The sequence below is a fragment of the Bradyrhizobium sp. WSM3983 genome, assembly GCF_000473045.1.
Taxonomy (GTDB): domain Bacteria; phylum Pseudomonadota; class Alphaproteobacteria; order Rhizobiales; family Xanthobacteraceae; genus Bradyrhizobium.
This window is the reverse complement of sequence record NZ_AXAY01000006.1, coordinates 237,458-252,456: the sequence shown is the minus strand read 5'-3', so window position 1 is coordinate 252,456 and position 14,999 is coordinate 237,458. Positions and strand designations below refer to the sequence as shown.

Annotated in this window: 14 protein-coding genes; 7 read left to right on the top strand and 7 right to left on the bottom strand. The window is 64.3% G+C overall.

The annotated features are described in order from the left end of the window. Nucleotides 1-8 precede the first annotated feature (8 nt). Nucleotides 9-488, bottom strand: coding sequence for a carboxymuconolactone decarboxylase family protein (locus YUA_RS0112420; RefSeq protein WP_027530990.1), 480 nt, complete (start codon nt 486-488; stop codon nt 9-11). A gap of 54 nt (nt 489-542) precedes the next feature. Between YUA_RS0112420 and YUA_RS0112415 the strand changes: the two genes are divergently transcribed. Continuing rightward, nucleotides 543-1,076, top strand: a complete 534-nt coding sequence (locus YUA_RS0112415; RefSeq protein ID WP_027530989.1) for a MarR family winged helix-turn-helix transcriptional regulator — start codon at nt 543-545, stop codon at nt 1,074-1,076. Nucleotides 1,077-1,103: 27 nt separating this feature from the next. Here YUA_RS0112415 and YUA_RS0112410 read toward each other — a convergent pair whose 3' ends face one another. Then, entirely contained in the window at nt 1,104-1,355 is a 252-nt protein-coding gene (locus tag YUA_RS0112410; RefSeq protein ID WP_027530988.1) for a hypothetical protein, read from the bottom strand. A 198-nt stretch (nt 1,356-1,553) separates the two neighbouring features. On the opposite strand from YUA_RS0112410, the gene YUA_RS0112405 reads away from it, so the two are divergent. Then, nucleotides 1,554-2,783, top strand: coding sequence for a lytic murein transglycosylase (locus YUA_RS0112405; RefSeq protein ID WP_027530987.1), 1,230 nt, complete (start codon nt 1,554-1,556; stop codon nt 2,781-2,783). A 2-nt stretch (nt 2,784-2,785) separates the two neighbouring features. Here YUA_RS0112405 and YUA_RS0112400 read toward each other — a convergent pair whose 3' ends face one another. The 3 genes from YUA_RS0112400 to recJ all read right to left on the bottom strand — a co-directional run bounded on the left by YUA_RS0112400 (nt 2,786) and on the right by recJ (nt 6,372). Further along, the gene (locus YUA_RS0112400) at nt 2,786-3,577 is read right to left on the bottom strand and encodes an aldolase (RefSeq protein WP_027530986.1); all 792 of its coding nucleotides are present in this window, start codon (nt 3,575-3,577) and stop codon (nt 2,786-2,788) included. Between the two features lie 96 nt (nt 3,578-3,673). Continuing rightward, entirely contained in the window at nt 3,674-4,483 is an 810-nt protein-coding gene (locus YUA_RS0112395; protein WP_027530985.1) for an SDR family NAD(P)-dependent oxidoreductase, read from the bottom strand. 47 nt (nt 4,484-4,530) lie between these two features. After that, the gene (gene recJ / locus YUA_RS0112390; RefSeq protein WP_027530984.1) at nt 4,531-6,372 is read right to left on the bottom strand and encodes a single-stranded-DNA-specific exonuclease RecJ; all 1,842 of its coding nucleotides are present in this window, start codon (nt 6,370-6,372) and stop codon (nt 4,531-4,533) included. 285 nt (nt 6,373-6,657) lie between these two features. On the opposite strand from recJ, the gene YUA_RS0112385 reads away from it, so the two are divergent. Then, nucleotides 6,658-7,734: a methyl-accepting chemotaxis protein gene (locus tag YUA_RS0112385; RefSeq protein WP_027530983.1), complete on the top strand. Its 1,077-nt coding sequence runs from the start codon at nt 6,658-6,660 to the stop codon at nt 7,732-7,734. A gap of 170 nt (nt 7,735-7,904) precedes the next feature. Next, nucleotides 7,905-8,099, top strand: coding sequence for a hypothetical protein (locus YUA_RS43850; protein WP_051383155.1), 195 nt, complete (start codon nt 7,905-7,907; stop codon nt 8,097-8,099). Nucleotides 8,100-8,110: 11 nt separating this feature from the next. Here YUA_RS43850 and YUA_RS0112375 read toward each other — a convergent pair whose 3' ends face one another. Next, on the bottom strand, nt 8,111-9,097 hold the full coding sequence (locus tag YUA_RS0112375) for a helix-turn-helix domain-containing protein (RefSeq protein ID WP_027530982.1): 987 nt from the start codon (nt 9,095-9,097) through the stop codon (nt 8,111-8,113). Between the two features lie 503 nt (nt 9,098-9,600). Here YUA_RS0112375 and YUA_RS0112370 point away from each other — a divergent pair. The 3 genes from YUA_RS0112370 to YUA_RS0112360 all read left to right on the top strand — a co-directional run bounded on the left by YUA_RS0112370 (nt 9,601) and on the right by YUA_RS0112360 (nt 13,931). Next, nucleotides 9,601-10,611: a formylglycine-generating enzyme family protein gene (locus YUA_RS0112370; RefSeq protein WP_027530981.1), complete on the top strand. Its 1,011-nt coding sequence runs from the start codon at nt 9,601-9,603 to the stop codon at nt 10,609-10,611. 208 nt (nt 10,612-10,819) lie between these two features. Beyond that, on the top strand, nt 10,820-12,925 hold the full coding sequence (locus tag YUA_RS0112365) for an adenylate/guanylate cyclase domain-containing protein (RefSeq protein ID WP_027530980.1): 2,106 nt from the start codon (nt 10,820-10,822) through the stop codon (nt 12,923-12,925). Nucleotides 12,926-13,187: 262 nt separating this feature from the next. Beyond that, nucleotides 13,188-13,931: an SDR family oxidoreductase gene (locus YUA_RS0112360; RefSeq protein ID WP_027530979.1), complete on the top strand. Its 744-nt coding sequence runs from the start codon at nt 13,188-13,190 to the stop codon at nt 13,929-13,931. Between the two features lie 36 nt (nt 13,932-13,967). Here the strand turns inward: YUA_RS0112360 and YUA_RS0112355 are convergent, their stop codons facing one another. Beyond that, nucleotides 13,968-14,978 (bottom strand): L,D-transpeptidase family protein, encoded by a 1,011-nt coding sequence (locus YUA_RS0112355; protein WP_051383154.1) that lies wholly within the window; start codon nt 14,976-14,978, stop codon nt 13,968-13,970. Between the last annotated feature and the right edge of the window lie 21 nt (nt 14,979-14,999).

Below are 14,999 nucleotides of genomic sequence, written 5' to 3'. Positions count from 1 at the left end.
CTCAGCAATCAGGATGCAGCAGTTTGCGCGGCGCCTGGGCGCTTCGGCGGGGTCCAGCGAAAGGCCGCGCCAAACCGATTCCAGACGTTGATCGAAGCGACCGCCGAAGTCAGATAGGTCAGCTCCGTCTCGGAGAATTCGTTCTGCGCCTGGGCATAGACCTCGTCACCAAAGCCGTCCGGCAGCAAAGTAAGTGCCTCGGTCCAGGCCAATGCAGCGCGCTCGCGCGGCGAGAAGATCGGGGCCTCTCGCCAGACCGCGACCAAATGCAGCTTGTCCGCGGGGATTCCCAGTCGCTCCGAGAGGAGCACGTGATGCTGTACGCAGAAGGCGCAGCCGTTGATCTGCGAGGCGCGCAACTTGACGAGCTCAAGGAGCTGCTTGTCGAGGCCGGCCTTGGCTGCAACCTGGCCCAGAGCAAGCACCAGATCATACGCGTCCGGCGCAATCCTCTTGAAATCCTCGTATTCGCCGCGGGCGTGTGACATTGCCGTTCACCTCGTGTTATTATACGAATGCTTATATCTTATAAGAGCTCTTATATGACGCGCAAGTCTGCCGACATCACAAGATCGCAACCGGGACGGAACGCGCCCGCCGCTGCCAAGGATAGCCCGGTGCACGTGCCCGCACCCGGCCAAGGCAAGCGCGGCGAGCAAGGCTATCTCGGCTATCTCTTGCGCCAGGCCCACGCCGCGGTGCGGCTGAAGATGGAGCGCACTCTGGCCGACCTCGGCATCACCTCGCCGCAATTCGCGGTGCTGACCATGCTGAATGCCTATCCGGGACTATCAGGCGCCGATGTCGCCCGCCTCACCTTCCTGACGCCGCAGACCGTAGGCGTCATCATCCGCAATCTCGAGCGCGACGGCGCGATTGTGATGACACGGCATCCCGTCCACGGCCGCATCCAGCAATGGACGCTGACGCCGCGTGGTGCAATGCGGCTCAAGGCATGCCGGGACCGTGTGCTCCAGCTGGAGAAGCGCCTGGTGACGGGGCTAGACAGCAAGGCTGAGATCACTGTCCGCCGCTGGCTTGCCGGCATCGCAGCCGATCTGCAGGACGAGGCTTAGTCGCCTGCTCCGTCGCCGCCGGCTGCGCTATCCGCCCTTCAACGTTCTCTTGACTTCCCCGTCGGGCCAGGTTTCGCCGGCCGCGATGACCCGGACGCGGGTTCTGTCCGCGGCGTTCACCAGCACATGCGAGCTCATCCGGTCGCCGCTCGGCTCCAGATGCAGATTGGTTTCAGGCTTCCAGCTCAGCGTCGCCGCAAGATCGCCGGGAAAAATCTGCCAGCACGATCCGTCGTCGAGCTCGACGACATGGCTTTCCGCATGTGTGCGTATCTTCATTCCACCCCGAAGTTTCGTTGAAGGCAGGCCCCGGCGATTACCCGGGGCCTGCTCCGTCAATCGTTGTCGTAATGAATCACGGTCTTGCTGGGAATGCAGGAGCGCGACAATTTGTTCCGGGACATACCGATGCTATGGCTTGTTCCACCGTTTCGGGAACCTGCTCGCAGCGGCCATGTTTCACGCTACAATGCCTCCATGAAACAAGCTGATTCCTCGGCCAATCACACTCGCCGCGCGCTGCTCCAATCGGCAATCGGCGCCACTGCCCTGCTCGCAGCCCCGACGCGTGTTCTCGCTTCGCCTGCCGGCTTCGACGAATGGCGCGAGAGCTTTCGCGCACGTGCGATGGCCAAGGGCATTTCGGCTGCGACCTGGCAGCGCGCGATGGCGCGGGTCGAGCCCGACATGAGCGTGTTCAAGCAGATGCGCAACCAGCCGGAATTCCACGAGCAGGTCTGGCAATACATCAACCGCCGCGTCTCCGACTGGCGCATCATCAACGGCAAGATCGCGCTGAAGAACAACGAGGCGCTGCTCGCGCGCATCGAGCGCGATTTCGGCGTCGAGCGCGGCACGCTGCTGGCGCTGTGGGGCGTGGAGTCGGCGTATGGCGATCCGCTGGTGCAGCAGAACCACATGACGCCGGTGTTTCCTTCGCTTGCCGCACTCGCCTGGAACGAGCCGCGGCGAAAAGCCTATTGGGAGACCGAACTGATCAATGCGCTGCGCATCGTCGACAAGGGCTGGAGCACGCCCGAGGAGATGCAGGGATCATGGGCCGGCGCGATGGGTCATTCGCAATGGATGCCGGAGGTCTGGCTCAATGTCGGCATCGACTATGACGGAGACGGCAAGGTGTCGCCGTTCGGCAAGCCCGATGACGCGCTGGGCTCGACCGCAAAATATCTTGTCAATCGCGGCAAATGGCATCGCAGCGAGCACTGGGGCTACGAGGTCCGCGCGTCCGGCGAGATGAGCGGCAGCCGCACCTATGCGGCGTGGCAGACGGCCGGCGTCACCCGCGCCGACGGCCAGGCATTTCCGCAGCCGAACGCATCCGCGCAGATGTGGACACCGGTTGCGGGCGGGCCGACGTTCCTGCTGGGGCCGAATTTCTATTCGGTGAAGAGCTACAATCCCTCGATGAATTATGCGCTCGCGATCTGCCATCTCGGCGACCGCTGCCTGGGCGCGCCGCCGTTCATTCAGCCCTTTCCCGGCTCCGAGCGCGCGTTGACGCTCGCAGAGGTGCAGGAGATGCAGACGCGGCTGACCAAGGCCGGCTTCGATACCGGCGGCACCGACGGCCGCGTCGGCAACGACACCATGAAGGCGATCAAGGATTTTCAGCAGCGCGCCGGGATCACGCCAGCCGATGGTTATGGCGGGCTGAAGGTGCTGGCGAAGCTGCGGCAGGGATCGTAAGCTTAGTGCCGGTACTGCGGCTCTTCCGCGTCGAGTTGGCGGCGGATCGCGGCGAGATGCAATCGCGCGGATTCGGAATCGCCTTCGCGCATCTGCTTGTAGGTTTCGGCTGCAATCGCGGAATCGACCGGCAGCACCTTCCGTCCCGTCGACATTGCCAGCACCTGCACTTCGGCCGCGCGTTCGAGGTAGTAGAGATCGTCCCAGGCTTCCGCGATCGTCGGCGCCAGCACCATCACGCCGTGATGCTTCATGAAGACGATGTCGGCATCGCCCACGGCTGACGCGATGCGCGCGCCTTCGCGGTTGTCGAGCGCGAGGCCGTTGTAGTCGCGATCGACCGCCGTGCGACCGTAGAATTTCAGCGCGGTTTGCCCGGCCCAGATCAGGGGATCGCCCTCGGTCATCGAGAGCGCCGTGGCATAAGGCATGTGGGTATGGAAGGCGACCTTGGCGCGCGGCAGGCGCTTGTGCATCTCGGCGTGGATGTAGAAGGCAGTCGCCTCGGGCTCGCCTTCGCCGTCGAGCACATGGCCGTGGAAATCGCAGATCAAGAGCTTTGATGCCGTTAGCTCGCGGAAGGCGTAGCCATAAGGATTGACCAGGAAGAGGTCGTCATGGCCGGGCACGACGGCCGAGAAGTGGTTGCAGATGCCCTCCTCAAAGCCGTAGCGCGCAGCCATGCGGAAGCAAGCGGCGAGATCCTCGCGCGCGGTGCGGATCGCATCGGTGGCGAGGTCCGGGCGGTTCGAGCGGACGGGCGCGGGTGAGGAGGCGTGAAGGCTGTGCGCCATGGCGAAGGAGACCTCTTTCAGGCAGGAGACGCCAGCGTTTTACAGGGCCGGCGCCTGCGCGTCAGCCCCTGCGGCAGCCGCCCTGCCCTGCGCGCCTCACGCCCGCCGCGGCACTCCGCCGGCATTCATGCCGCCGTCGATGACCAGCTCGCTGCCAGTGACGTAGCGCGAGGCATCCGAGGCCAGATACAGCACGCCGGAGGCAATCTCTGCGGCCTGACCTGCGCGGCCAAGTGGGGTTGCGACCTTGGCCCGTTCCTCGAGATCGATTGGTGCGTTCTGGCCTGCGCCAGTTGCCCCGGTCGGGATCTTGCCCCAGATCGGTGTGTCGATGATGCCGGGATGCACGGAGTTGACGCGGATGCCGTCGCCGGCCGCCGCGCACTCCATCGCGATCGATTTGGCGAACAGCCGCACGCCGCCCTTGGTCGCCGAATAGGCCGACAACCCCGGCGCGCCGCGCAGCCCCGCCAGCGAGGACATCATGACAATCGAGCCGCTGCCATGCTTGCGCATCAAGGGCAAGCAATGCTTGACCGAGAGAAACACGCCGTCGAGGTTGATCGCATTCTGCTTGCGCCAGTCGGTGAGCGTCATGTCGACGATCGAAGGCACGGCAATGCCGATGCCGGCGTTGGAGACCATGATGTCGAGCCGGCCATAGCGCTTCGAGATCTCTGCGACGATCTCGATCCAGCGCTCCTCGCTGGTGACGTCCTGCTCCAGAAAGATCGCCTTGCCGCCGGCCTTGGTGATACGCCCGGCGAGCGCGGGGCCGCGCAGCTCGTCGATGTCGGTGGCGATCACGGTCGCGCCCTCGCGCGCGAACAGCTCGACGACGGCCTCGCCAATACCGGACGCGCCGCCCGTCACCAGTGCGACCTTGCCCTCAACCTGCCCTGCCATGTTCACTCCCTTTCTTTTTGTTGTTTGAGGTTCGTTGTTTGAGGCCGTTATCTGATCACGGATGGCCCCTGGTCCGGTAGTGCGACATCAATGACGCGAAACTGCACGCGCTCGGCACCTTGATAGCGATCGACCGACAAGGAGCCTGCGACATGCAATTGCTGGCCCCGGTTGGCCAGCAGTGCATTGCCTAGCTTTTGCCCGGCCGAACGGAACGCGATGCCATTGACGATGGCGCCGTCGCCCGACTTGAAGCGCAGCCTCAAATGCGCCTGTCCGACCTCGTCGGCAAAGACGAGCTGATGCGCCGGCAGCGCCAACACGGCTTCCGGATTGCCGCTGCCGAACGGACCGGCGCGGTTGAGCGTGGCCGCAAGATCCGTCGTTACCGCCCGCGCCGAGATCGCGCCGTCGATGTAGAGCTCGTTGACATGGCGCGCCTCGGCGACGTCTCGCGCCAGGGCGTTCTCCAGATAGGCGCGGAATTCGGCGAGCTTCTCTTTCCGTAGCGTGACGCCCGCGGCCATCGCGTGGCCGCCGCCTTTGAGCAGGATGCCGTCGGCGACAGCCTGCCGCACCGCCTTGCCGAGATCGACGCCGGCGATCGAGCGGCCGGAGCCAGTGCCGATGCCGCCGGGCTCGAGCGCAATGGCGAAGGCGGGCCGCGAAAACTTCTCTTTCAGGCGGGACGCGACGAGGCCGACCACGCCGGGATGCCAGCCTTCGGACGCGGTGACGATGACGCCGAGCTTGTCCTCCAGGCCAATCGAAGCCAGCGCCTCGGCTTCGGCCTGCGCTTCGGCGGCCTGCTCGATGACGCGGCGCTCGCCGTTGAGGCGGTCGAGCTCGGCGGCGATCCGCGCAGCCTCGACGCTGTCGCCTTCCAGCAAAAGCCGCACGCCGAGATCGGCGCGGCCGATACGGCCACCGGCATTGACGCGCGGCCCCAGCATGAAGCCGAGATGCCAGGCCTCCGGCGGACCGTTGAGCCGCGCCACGTCCATCAGCGCGGTATGGCCGACATGGTCACGCCGCCGCATCGCGATCAGCCCCTTGGCGACAAAGGCGCGGTTGAGACCGATCAGCGGTGCAACATCGGCGACGGTGCCGAGCGCGACGTGATGCAGCATGCCCAGCAGATCGGGCTCGGGCATCTCCGCGTTCCAGAAACCGCGCCGGCGCAGGTCACGATTGACGGCGACCAGCGTGACCAGCACGAGGCCGACGGCGGCGAGATGGCCGAGGCCGGAGAGATCGTCGAGCCGGTTCGGATTGACCAGCGCATCGACCTCCGGCAGCTCCGTGCCGGCCTGATGGTGATCGATCACCACCACGGACATGCCGAGCCGCTTCGCCTCCGCCAGCGGCTCGATGCTGGTGGTGCCGCAATCGACTGTGACGAGCAGCGTGGCGCCCTTTGCGGCCAGCCCGCGCACCGCTTCGACGTTGGGGCCGTAGCCCTCAAAGATGCGGTCGGGAATGTGGATCAGCGGGTCGAGCCCGCAATGACGCAGGTGCCAGGCGAGCAGCGCCGCCGACGTCGCGCCGTCGACGTCGTAGTCGCCGAAGATCGCGACGGTCTCGCCCTGCGCGGCCGCATCCGCGATGCGCTTTGCGGCGCCCTCCATCTCCGTCACCGTGAACGGATCGGGCATGAGCTTGCGGATGGTCGGATCGAGGAAGTCAGGCACCGCGTCGATCTCGACACCGCGGCCGGCCAGCACCCGCGCCAGCAATTCCGGCAGCTGGTGACGCTGCACGATGGCGAGGGCCGTGGCGGCGCCGCGCGCATCCAGCCGGCTGCGCCAGAGCTTGTCGGTCAGCGAGCGCGCCACGCCCAGGAAGGCCTGGGGCATTTCGACGGGCAAGGCGGTGGCGGGCGGCGTCATGACGAGAGGCAATCTGTTGAGACCCGGGGCCCGGACGATCACGCTAGGCGCCCGGTCACTGGCTTAGGGGATTGGCTGGGAAACTCCGGGCATTTGCAACGGCCACGGCTCACAAAGCGGTGGATGGCTACCCGACCGGCCGGACTGACTATCATTTGGGCATTCCGCGGAATAGCAAATTAAGCAGGCGTTAGGTTGAATCCTAGAAAAAGACTCGTATTCGATCTGTAAGTGATTGTTCCGTGTTCGTTGCAGATCAGGCCTCATTGCCAAGGGAAGTTCCCGATGTCTGCTGCGCTGGGTCTGAAAACCAAGCCGACCACCACCGAACCCTCCGATGATGATTCCGACATCTCCGCGCTGATCAATCGCCTGACCGCGGAGGTCAACCAGATCGCGGTCGACAAGACCAAGTCGATCCAGCAGATCACCAACCAGATGAAGATGCTGGCGCTGAACGCGCTGATCGAGAGTTCGCGTGCCGGCGCGCAAGGCGCGGGCTTCGCCGTGGTGGCGCAGGAGGTGCGCGGTGTCGGCCAGCAGGTCGAGACCATCGCGCGCGAGCTCGAGACGCAGCTGACGAAACGCACCGGCGATCTCGTCGCCTCGATCGACCGCATGAGCCAGCGTTCGCGCGGCGAGCGCATGATGGATCTGTCGCTCAACGCGATCGAGCTGATCGACCGCAACCTCTATGAGCGCACCTGCGACGTGCGCTGGTGGGCGACCGATTCCGCATTGGTCGATTGCGCGGCCTCGCCTGCTCCGGCGGCGGTCACCTACGCCTCGCAGCGGCTCGGCGTCATCCTCGGCGCCTACACCGTCTATCTCGACCTCTGGCTCTGCGACCTCGACGGCAACGTCATCGCCAACGGCCGGGCCGATCGCTTTCGCGTCGTCGGCCAGAACGTCGCCCACACAAAGTGGTTTCGCGAGGCGAAGACCCTGCGCTCCGGCGACGACTATGTTGCCGGCGACGTCGAGAACCAGCAGCTGCTCGGCAACGCCCAGGTCGCGACCTACTGCGCCAGCGTCCGCGCCGGCGGCCAGGCCAACGGCGCCCCGATCGGCGTGCTCGCCATCCATTTCGACTGGGAGCCGCAGGCACGCGCGATCGTGCAGGGCGTGCGCGTCGGCGACAACGACAAGGCCCGCGTGCTGCTGGTCGACTCGCATTTCCGCGTCATCGCGGCCTCCGACGGCCAGGGCATCCTCAGCGAGCGCATCTCGCTGTCGCTCAACGGCCAGCGCTCCGGCGTCTATCACGACCGCTCCGGCACGATGATCGCCTTCCATGCGACGCCGGGCTACGAGACCTACCGCGGGCTTGGCTGGTACGGCGTAATCGTCTGCGCGGCGTGAGGCTGGAGCCGTCCCAGATCTTGAAAACAACCCCATGCACAGTAGCTGCGGGGTTATTTTCTCAACGGTTTTCGTTGGCCGTTTGACACGTCGGGCAAAACACCGGCATGAACGGACGCTGGGAGACGGCCGAGATGTAGCGTCCATTCGGACATGGCATCAATTTCCAGATGGTCGTCGACGGCATCGATCCAGTGCTGAGAGCACTCGGCGAAGCCAATTGGGCGCTCTACGAACCGCCGAACGAGGCCTGGTATCGGGTCGGCGATCAGGAGGTCGGGCAGCGCGAATTCCTGGTCCAGGATCCCGACGGCTATTTGATCCGCCTCGTCGAACGCGTAGGGACACGCGCGCCATCGTCGTAGCCCCGGCGGCGCTAGGCTCTGGCGACGCCCTCGCCGGCTGTCGGCAATGTTGCCAGTCCGAGCGTCTGTGACGGGCGCTCCCCGAACATCGCAAGGTAGTATTGCGCGAACCGACCGAGTTCGTAAAAGCCCTGCCCCATCGCAACGGCCGCCACGGTGGTCGAGCCTGGTGCGCTCTCGTGCAGGATGGAATGAACGGCGCAGAGCCGCTTGTGCCGGAGGAAGCTCGCCGGGCCGAGACCGAACACCTCTTGAAAGGCGCGGTGCAAGGTCCGTCGCGACACGCCCAGCGCGGCACAGATCTCCGACACGTGAACCGGGCGCGTGCCGGTCTCGTCGAGATAGTCCTCGACCCTGCGGATCAGCCGTCGTGCCGAAGGCAGCCATCCGCTATCATCGGGGGGAAGCGACGACATCACGTTGACCGCCATGCACTCGACGATCGCCCGCTTCCAGTATTCGGCGGTCGATTGCGTCAAGCCCAGCTCGTTGGTGCGCAGATGCGACATGATCGCAACCAGACGGCGCGTGGCGATCGCGCCGTTTGCAGTGTCGGCTCTGAAATGACCGCGGCTGCGCCAGGTGTCGGGATCGCTGAGCCTCGCTTCGCCGCCAAACAGAGACGCAACGTCGTTGAGATCGAGGCGCATCGCAGCGTAAGCGGATGCGCCGTGGAAGACCCCATCATGCTCGAGCAGCGGCGGGATCACGAGCACATCGTTGGGCTGCATATCGAACGACCAGTGGGCGACGCGCTGCTCGGCCGCGAGCAGCATTCCGATGATCAGCTTGTCGTCGCTGGACACACGTTGCGTGCGCATGCCGACGTTGAAGCTGCCGATGCTAAGCGAAAAGTCGCCGATACCGATGTGCGACAGCGTTCCACGCAGCCGTCCACGTCCGAGCTGCATCACATCGACATGCGAGCCGTGAACGGCCTGATGAAGTCCTTCGAAACCGTCCAGCTTACGCGAATCAACCAGAAGGAATTTCCCCATGGCTGTACTCTGTTACTGAAGCGCGACTATTCTGCGGCAGGCGGCAATGAAATACCACTACAACGCGAGGTGGGTGCGGCAGACTGACCTCGCGTTTTGAGGCAAATCAGCGCCGAATTTGACGCGAGGTTTGCGCTACATAACCCTGGGGGTTGAGGAATTTGCGACATGGGTCAATTAAGTCTCACCTGCTGCTCCCGCGTACTGGCACAAACTGCACATCACAGCAGTCCAATCTTCGGATACCTTTTGCAACCTTAGCGATATCGATCGAAAGCGCTCTGCGGATGGCAGAAGTGCACGCGGCAACTATGAGCCGCGTGCTGGAATGCGGGCACGCAAAGGAAAGAGATGTTGACGCAATGCCGCGTCTTCCTCTCCCCGAACGCCAAAAAAGAGGGAACCAGACCATGCGTCCAACATGCCGGGCAATGTACCGCCGTCGAAGTCTGTCAAAGTCCGCACCGTAGCGTCAGTGGAATGTGCGTATCGGAGTTTCCACTATGCTGCGGGCGGATCTTGGTCACTGCGAGTGGCTGCCGGATGATGTGAAGACCGGCGAGATGGTCTTCATTCCCGGCGGGACCTTTCGCATGGGGTCCGACCATCATTATCCCGAGGAGGCGCCGAGCCATCGCGTCTCCGTCGACGGCTTCTGGATCGATCGTACGCCGGTCACCAACCGACAGTTCAAGCTGTTCGTCAACGCGACCGGCCATGTCACTGAAGCGCAGATCGTTCCGGATCCCAGGGACTATCCCGGCGCACTGAAGGAAATGCTCTACGCGGGATCGCTGGTGTTCTCGCCGCTGCCGCGCATCACCGACCTCACCGACTGGAGCCAGTGGTGGTCCTTCATGCGCGGCGCCAACTGGCGCCATCCTTACGGCCCCGGCAGCAACATCAGGGGTCTCGACGACCATCCGGTGGTGCACGTCTCCTATAGCGATGCGGCGGCCTATGCTCGTTGGGCCGGCAAGGACCTGCCGACGGAGGCCGAGTGGGAGTTTGCCGCGCGCGGCGGCCTCGAGGCCGAAGAGTTCGCCTGGGGCGATGCGCTTATGCCGGGTGGCAAGCACATGGCCAATATCTGGCAGGGCAACTTCCCCGTCCGGGATTTCGGCGAGGATGGGTACGAGCGTACCTCGCCGGTCATGGCTTTCCCACCGAACGGCTACGGCCTCTACGACATGATCGGCAATGTCTGGGAATGGACCTCCGACTGGTGGTCGGCCAGACACGCGGCAGAAGCTGCAAAACCCTGCTGCATTCCACAAAATCCCCGTGGAGGCCACGAGGACGCCAGCTACGACCCTCGCCTCCCCGACATCAGGATTCCCCGCAAGGTCCTGAAGGGCGGCTCGCATCTCTGCGCACCCAATTACTGCCGCCGCTATCGCCCCGCCGCACGGCACGCCGAGCCGGACGATACCTCGACCAGCCATGTCGGCTTCCGCTGCGTGGTGCGGATGCCGCTCGTCATTCACCACGAACAAGGATCTGCTGCAACATAGGAGTATCGCATGAGCAGCGAGTTGGAGAAGAACAACAACCAATCCGAGGCTGACCAGACGATCAATCGCCGAAAGCTCCTGTTGGGAATATCCTCCATTGGCCGGGAGGCGGTGCGATCGCCGCGGGCGCGGCGATCGGCTTCGTGACGCGCCGGCCGCGACAGAACCGATTGTTCGAAAGTACTGACGGAGGCGTCACGCAGCTCCGATGACCGGAGAGACAAGCAGCAAGCGGCAATTCCGCATCGGCTTCCAGACATCGATCATCACGGTGTTCCTGGGCGTGGTGCTGCTCGTGGGCCTGACGCTGGTCTATCTCAGTTTTGAGCGCGTGACTGTGATCACGCGAACCGCAGCCTCCGGCTTCATCGAGAAGGTCGCGCAGTTAGGCGCCGATCACGTCGACGAGCAGTTCAAGAATGTGCGCGACAATCTCGACATCCTGTCCGGCCTGCCCGCGATCCAGGAAGCCGACATCGCCGACAATTCGTGGCTCTACAGCTTGATGGCGGCGATGCTGCGCAACAATCCGCGGCTGTTCAATCTCTACGTCGGCTACGAGGACGGCTCGTTCATCGAGATGGACGTGATCGATCGCGCCAGACCGGCGTTCCGGGCGGGGCTGAAGGTCGATCAGGATGCGGTGTTCCGGCTGGTCGTGATCTCGCGCACCGCAGGCAGCGTACCGGTCACGCAGTATCTGTCGGAGAACCTGATCGAGGTTACGGAAGTCGTGGGGCCCGCCGGCTATGACCCACGGAAGCGGCCCTGGTATGTCGAGGCGTTCAAGAACGACAAGACGCTGCTGACCGGGCCTTACGTCTTCTACGCCACGGGCGAGCCCGGCTACACGCTGCGGACGCCGCTGAAAGAAGGCCGCCACGGCGTCGTTGCCGGCGACGTGCTGCTGAACCGGTTCGAGGACATGCTGGCGGAGCAGAGGATCGGCCAATCGGGGCTGGCCTTCCTGTTCAACGATGCCGAGCGCATCGTTGGCCATCCCGAGATGAGCCGCCTGATGACGGAGATCCCGGAGCGGCAGGACGATCTGCCGCAGATCGGCGCGCTCAAGCTGCCCGCGCTGGTCCCAATCATCCGCTCCTGGCGCGACGGCGGTTCGGCCCAGCAATTCTTCAATGACGCGGCGGGCCGGACCTATATCGCGGCGGTCCACCGGCTCGATACGGCCGGTTCGGCCAACGTCCGGCTCGCGATCGTCGCGCCGCTCGACGAATTCTACGCCCGGATCATCAACGAGCGCCGCACACTGTTCGCGCTGGCGCTGGCCTTCGTCGGCGCCACGCTGCCGTTCGCGTTCTGGCTGGGGTCACGGATGGCGGAGCCGCTGCGAAAACTGGTCGAAGAGACCGACGCGATCCAGCGCTTCGACATCGCGGAACGGCCGCGCATCCATTCCGCCATCGCCGAGATCGAGGAGCTCGGCCGCTCGGTCTTCACCATGCGCAGCGTGGTCAGCAGCTTTGCGAGCTTCATTCCGCGCCCTATTGTGCGGCAACTGATCGAGACCGGCTCGTCGCTCCGTCTCGGCGGCAGCAGGCGCGAGGTCACGGTGTTGTTCACTGACGTCGCCGAGTTCACGGCCAAGACCGAGCGGGCCGATCCGTCGCAGGTGATGATCTACACCTCGCGCTATTTCGCGGCGCTGTCGGACGAGATCATGCGGCACCAGGGCACAGTCGACAAATATATCGGCGACGCCGTGATGGCGCTCTGGAATGCGCCAGCGGACGATCCCGATCACACCCTCAACGCCTGCCGCGCCGTTCTCTCCTGCCTTGCCGCCAATGAGGCCCTGAACAAGGAGTTTCGGCGCGAGGGCTGGCCGCCCTACGACACGCGGTACGGCCTACATGTCGGCGACGCCGTGATCGGCAATGTCGGCTCCAGCGACCGGATGAACTACACCACGCTCGGCGCCACCGTGAACCTGGCGTCACGGCTCGAAGGCCTCAACAAGAACTACGGCACACGCGTGCTGGTCAGTGCCGCCGTGCGCGCCCGTGTCGGCGATGCGTTCCTGTTCCGCAGCGTCGACAGCATCACACCGAAGGGATTTGCCGAGCCGATACAGATCAGCGAGCTGCGTGGCGAGCTGGCGCTGGCCAATGAGGCCGAAATTATCATGTGCCAACGCTGGGACGAGGTCTTTGCGGCGATCGCCCAGGACGGCGCGGCCGACACCACCCTGGTCCGGCTCTCCGGCTTCCTGCACGACTATCCCAAGGACGGCATCGCGGAGTTTCATGCCCGGCGTTTTCGCGCGGCGGTCCGGAATACGGGAGCTGCGGCATGAGCCCAGCGGTTGGATAGAGATCACCTTGGCTGCGGGAAACTGGCGGGACGATCATTCCGTCGAGCCAAAGGGAATGCTCCCTTACCAATTTTTCTAGGAACGCACGGCTCCTGAGCATTTTCCGGCAAGTCTGGCCCGTTACAGGCAAGAGCGTGCCCAGCAACTCTGTTAAGATGCATCTCGCATCACGTTTAGCAGCAAGAGAGCGTGAGCATGCGCTGGATTTGGTCAACTCACGTTCCGAAATGTTGAGGAGACATGCATGAAGATTGTCGTGATCGGCGGGACCGGGTTGATCGGATCCAAGCTCGTGGCGAAGCTCAAGCAACAGGGCCATGAGGCCATTGCGGCCTCGCCGAAGTCCGGCGTGAATGCCGTGACGGGGGAAGGCCTCGCCACAGTGCTGACTGGCGCGGATGTCGTCGTCGACGTCGCCAATTCGCCATCCTGGGAGCCTGCCGCCGTGCTCGAATTCTTCGAGCGTTCAAGCAAGAACCTCGTCGCTGCCGAGGCGAAAGCTGGCGTCAAGCACCATGTCGCGCTGTCGATCGTGGGGACCGACCGCTCGCCCGACATCGCCTATTTCCGTGCCAAGCTCGCGCAGGAGACGGTCGTCAAGGGCTCTTCTGTCCCCTACTCGATCGTGCGTGCCACCCAGTTCTTCGAATTCCTCGGCGCCATCGGCGAAGCGGGTGTGACTGCCGGCAAGATTGTCGTCCCATCAGCACTGTTTCAGCCGATTGCCTCCGACGACGTGGCCGATTGCCTCGCGGAGGTCGCCACAGGGCGACCACTGAACGGCACGATCGATCTCGCTGGTCCCGAGAAGGCTCCCTTCAATGAGTTCGTCGCGCGGCGCCTGAAGGCGGCCGGCGACAGCCGCCCTGTGATGGGAGACCGCACGGCGCAGTACTACGGCGCCCCCATTGGCGACACTTCGCTGATCCCGCTCGGCGAGGCGCGGCTTGGAAAAACGCCACTCGCAACCTGGCTTACGAGCGTCTGAGGATCTGTCTTCCGGCCTTCGCGACCGGCGCTGGCATCATCCGCCGCCTTCCACGAACGCGACCGGCGTCCCTTTCGCGACGCTGGCTGCGACGCGTTCGGCGTCCCAATTCGTCAGACGCACGCAACCATGCGATTGTCGCTTGGAGATATTTTGCGGCGACGGCGTGCCATGGATGCCGTAGCCGTCGGCGGACAGGTTGATCCACACCGTGCCGACCGGATTGTTCGGACCGGGCATGATCTTAAACGGCTTTCGGGAATGCACGCCCTTGAAGTGATAAGCGGGATTGTAGCGGTAGGTCGGATTGGGATCGATCTCGGTGACCTTCAGCGTGCCTGAGGGCGACGGCTTCTCCTCGCTGCCCACGGTTGCCGGATAAAAGCCGATCAGCGCATTCGACTTGTCGAACAGTTTTACGGTTTGCCGCGTCTTATCGATCTCCACTCTGCCGGCCTTGGCAGGCGCAGCGCTTCCTGCGTCGCTCGTATCAACGACGGCGATGGTCTCGCCGGCGTGATCGAAATGGCGTCCCGAATTGAGCGCCGCCAGCAGCTGTTCGCTCATGTGAAACTTCTCGGCCAGCGCTTCGCGCGGACTGGTGTAGCCGAGTTTCGGAATGTCCTTCATGTCCTCCATCCTGGCTGGAAGCTTGTGCAGGAACGGGCCTGCGACGTCCTTGTCGATGATGGTATAGGTCCCCATCGGCGGCCGGCCGTCCGCCTGCAGCGCCTTCCAGACGTCCTCCGTCAGCTCATCCGAGCTTGGCAATTGCCGCGCTTCCGCATAAGCGCGAAGCGCCTTCCTGGCGTTCTCTCCGAATTTGCCGTCGATCTCGCCCGGAGAGAAGTGCGCCCTGTCCAGCAGGACCTGCAGGCGCACGCCCGCCGGGGTCGGCTTTGCGTTCGAGAGGGTCTTCTTCGAAGGCTCGGCGGAAGCGATCGCGGCCGCGTCCATTCCGGCGGCGAGCGCTGGTGCGGCCGTCAATGCGAAGAGCGTGACGACGAAGGCGATTCTCACTGCCGCGCGTGGCACCTGCTCGGCCATGTTCCAGCTCCGACGCTCCGA

What these genes read in the sequence shown, in the direction of transcription:
- YUA_RS0112420 (WP_027530990.1), bottom strand. Translation starts at nt 488, where the DNA reads ATGTCACACGCCCGCGGCGAATACGAGGATTTCAAGAGGATTGCGCCG.
- YUA_RS0112415 (WP_027530989.1), top strand. Translation starts at nt 543, where the DNA reads ATGACGCGCAAGTCTGCCGACATCACAAGATCGCAACCGGGACGGAAC.
- YUA_RS0112410 (WP_027530988.1), bottom strand. Translation starts at nt 1,355, where the DNA reads ATGAAGATACGCACACATGCGGAAAGCCATGTCGTCGAGCTCGACGAC.
- YUA_RS0112405 (WP_027530987.1), top strand. Translation starts at nt 1,554, where the DNA reads ATGAAACAAGCTGATTCCTCGGCCAATCACACTCGCCGCGCGCTGCTC.
- YUA_RS0112400 (WP_027530986.1), bottom strand. Translation starts at nt 3,577, where the DNA reads ATGGCGCACAGCCTTCACGCCTCCTCACCCGCGCCCGTCCGCTCGAAC.
- YUA_RS0112395 (WP_027530985.1), bottom strand. Translation starts at nt 4,483, where the DNA reads ATGGCAGGGCAGGTTGAGGGCAAGGTCGCACTGGTGACGGGCGGCGCG.
- recJ (WP_027530984.1), bottom strand. Translation starts at nt 6,372, where the DNA reads ATGACGCCGCCCGCCACCGCCTTGCCCGTCGAAATGCCCCAGGCCTTC.
- YUA_RS0112385 (WP_027530983.1), top strand. Translation starts at nt 6,658, where the DNA reads ATGTCTGCTGCGCTGGGTCTGAAAACCAAGCCGACCACCACCGAACCC.
- YUA_RS43850 (WP_051383155.1), top strand. Translation starts at nt 7,905, where the DNA reads ATGGTCGTCGACGGCATCGATCCAGTGCTGAGAGCACTCGGCGAAGCC.
- YUA_RS0112375 (WP_027530982.1), bottom strand. Translation starts at nt 9,097, where the DNA reads ATGGGGAAATTCCTTCTGGTTGATTCGCGTAAGCTGGACGGTTTCGAA.
- YUA_RS0112370 (WP_027530981.1), top strand. Translation starts at nt 9,601, where the DNA reads ATGCTGCGGGCGGATCTTGGTCACTGCGAGTGGCTGCCGGATGATGTG.
- YUA_RS0112365 (WP_027530980.1), top strand. Translation starts at nt 10,820, where the DNA reads ATGACCGGAGAGACAAGCAGCAAGCGGCAATTCCGCATCGGCTTCCAG.
- YUA_RS0112360 (WP_027530979.1), top strand. Translation starts at nt 13,188, where the DNA reads ATGAAGATTGTCGTGATCGGCGGGACCGGGTTGATCGGATCCAAGCTC.
- YUA_RS0112355 (WP_051383154.1), bottom strand. Translation starts at nt 14,978, where the DNA reads ATGGCCGAGCAGGTGCCACGCGCGGCAGTGAGAATCGCCTTCGTCGTC.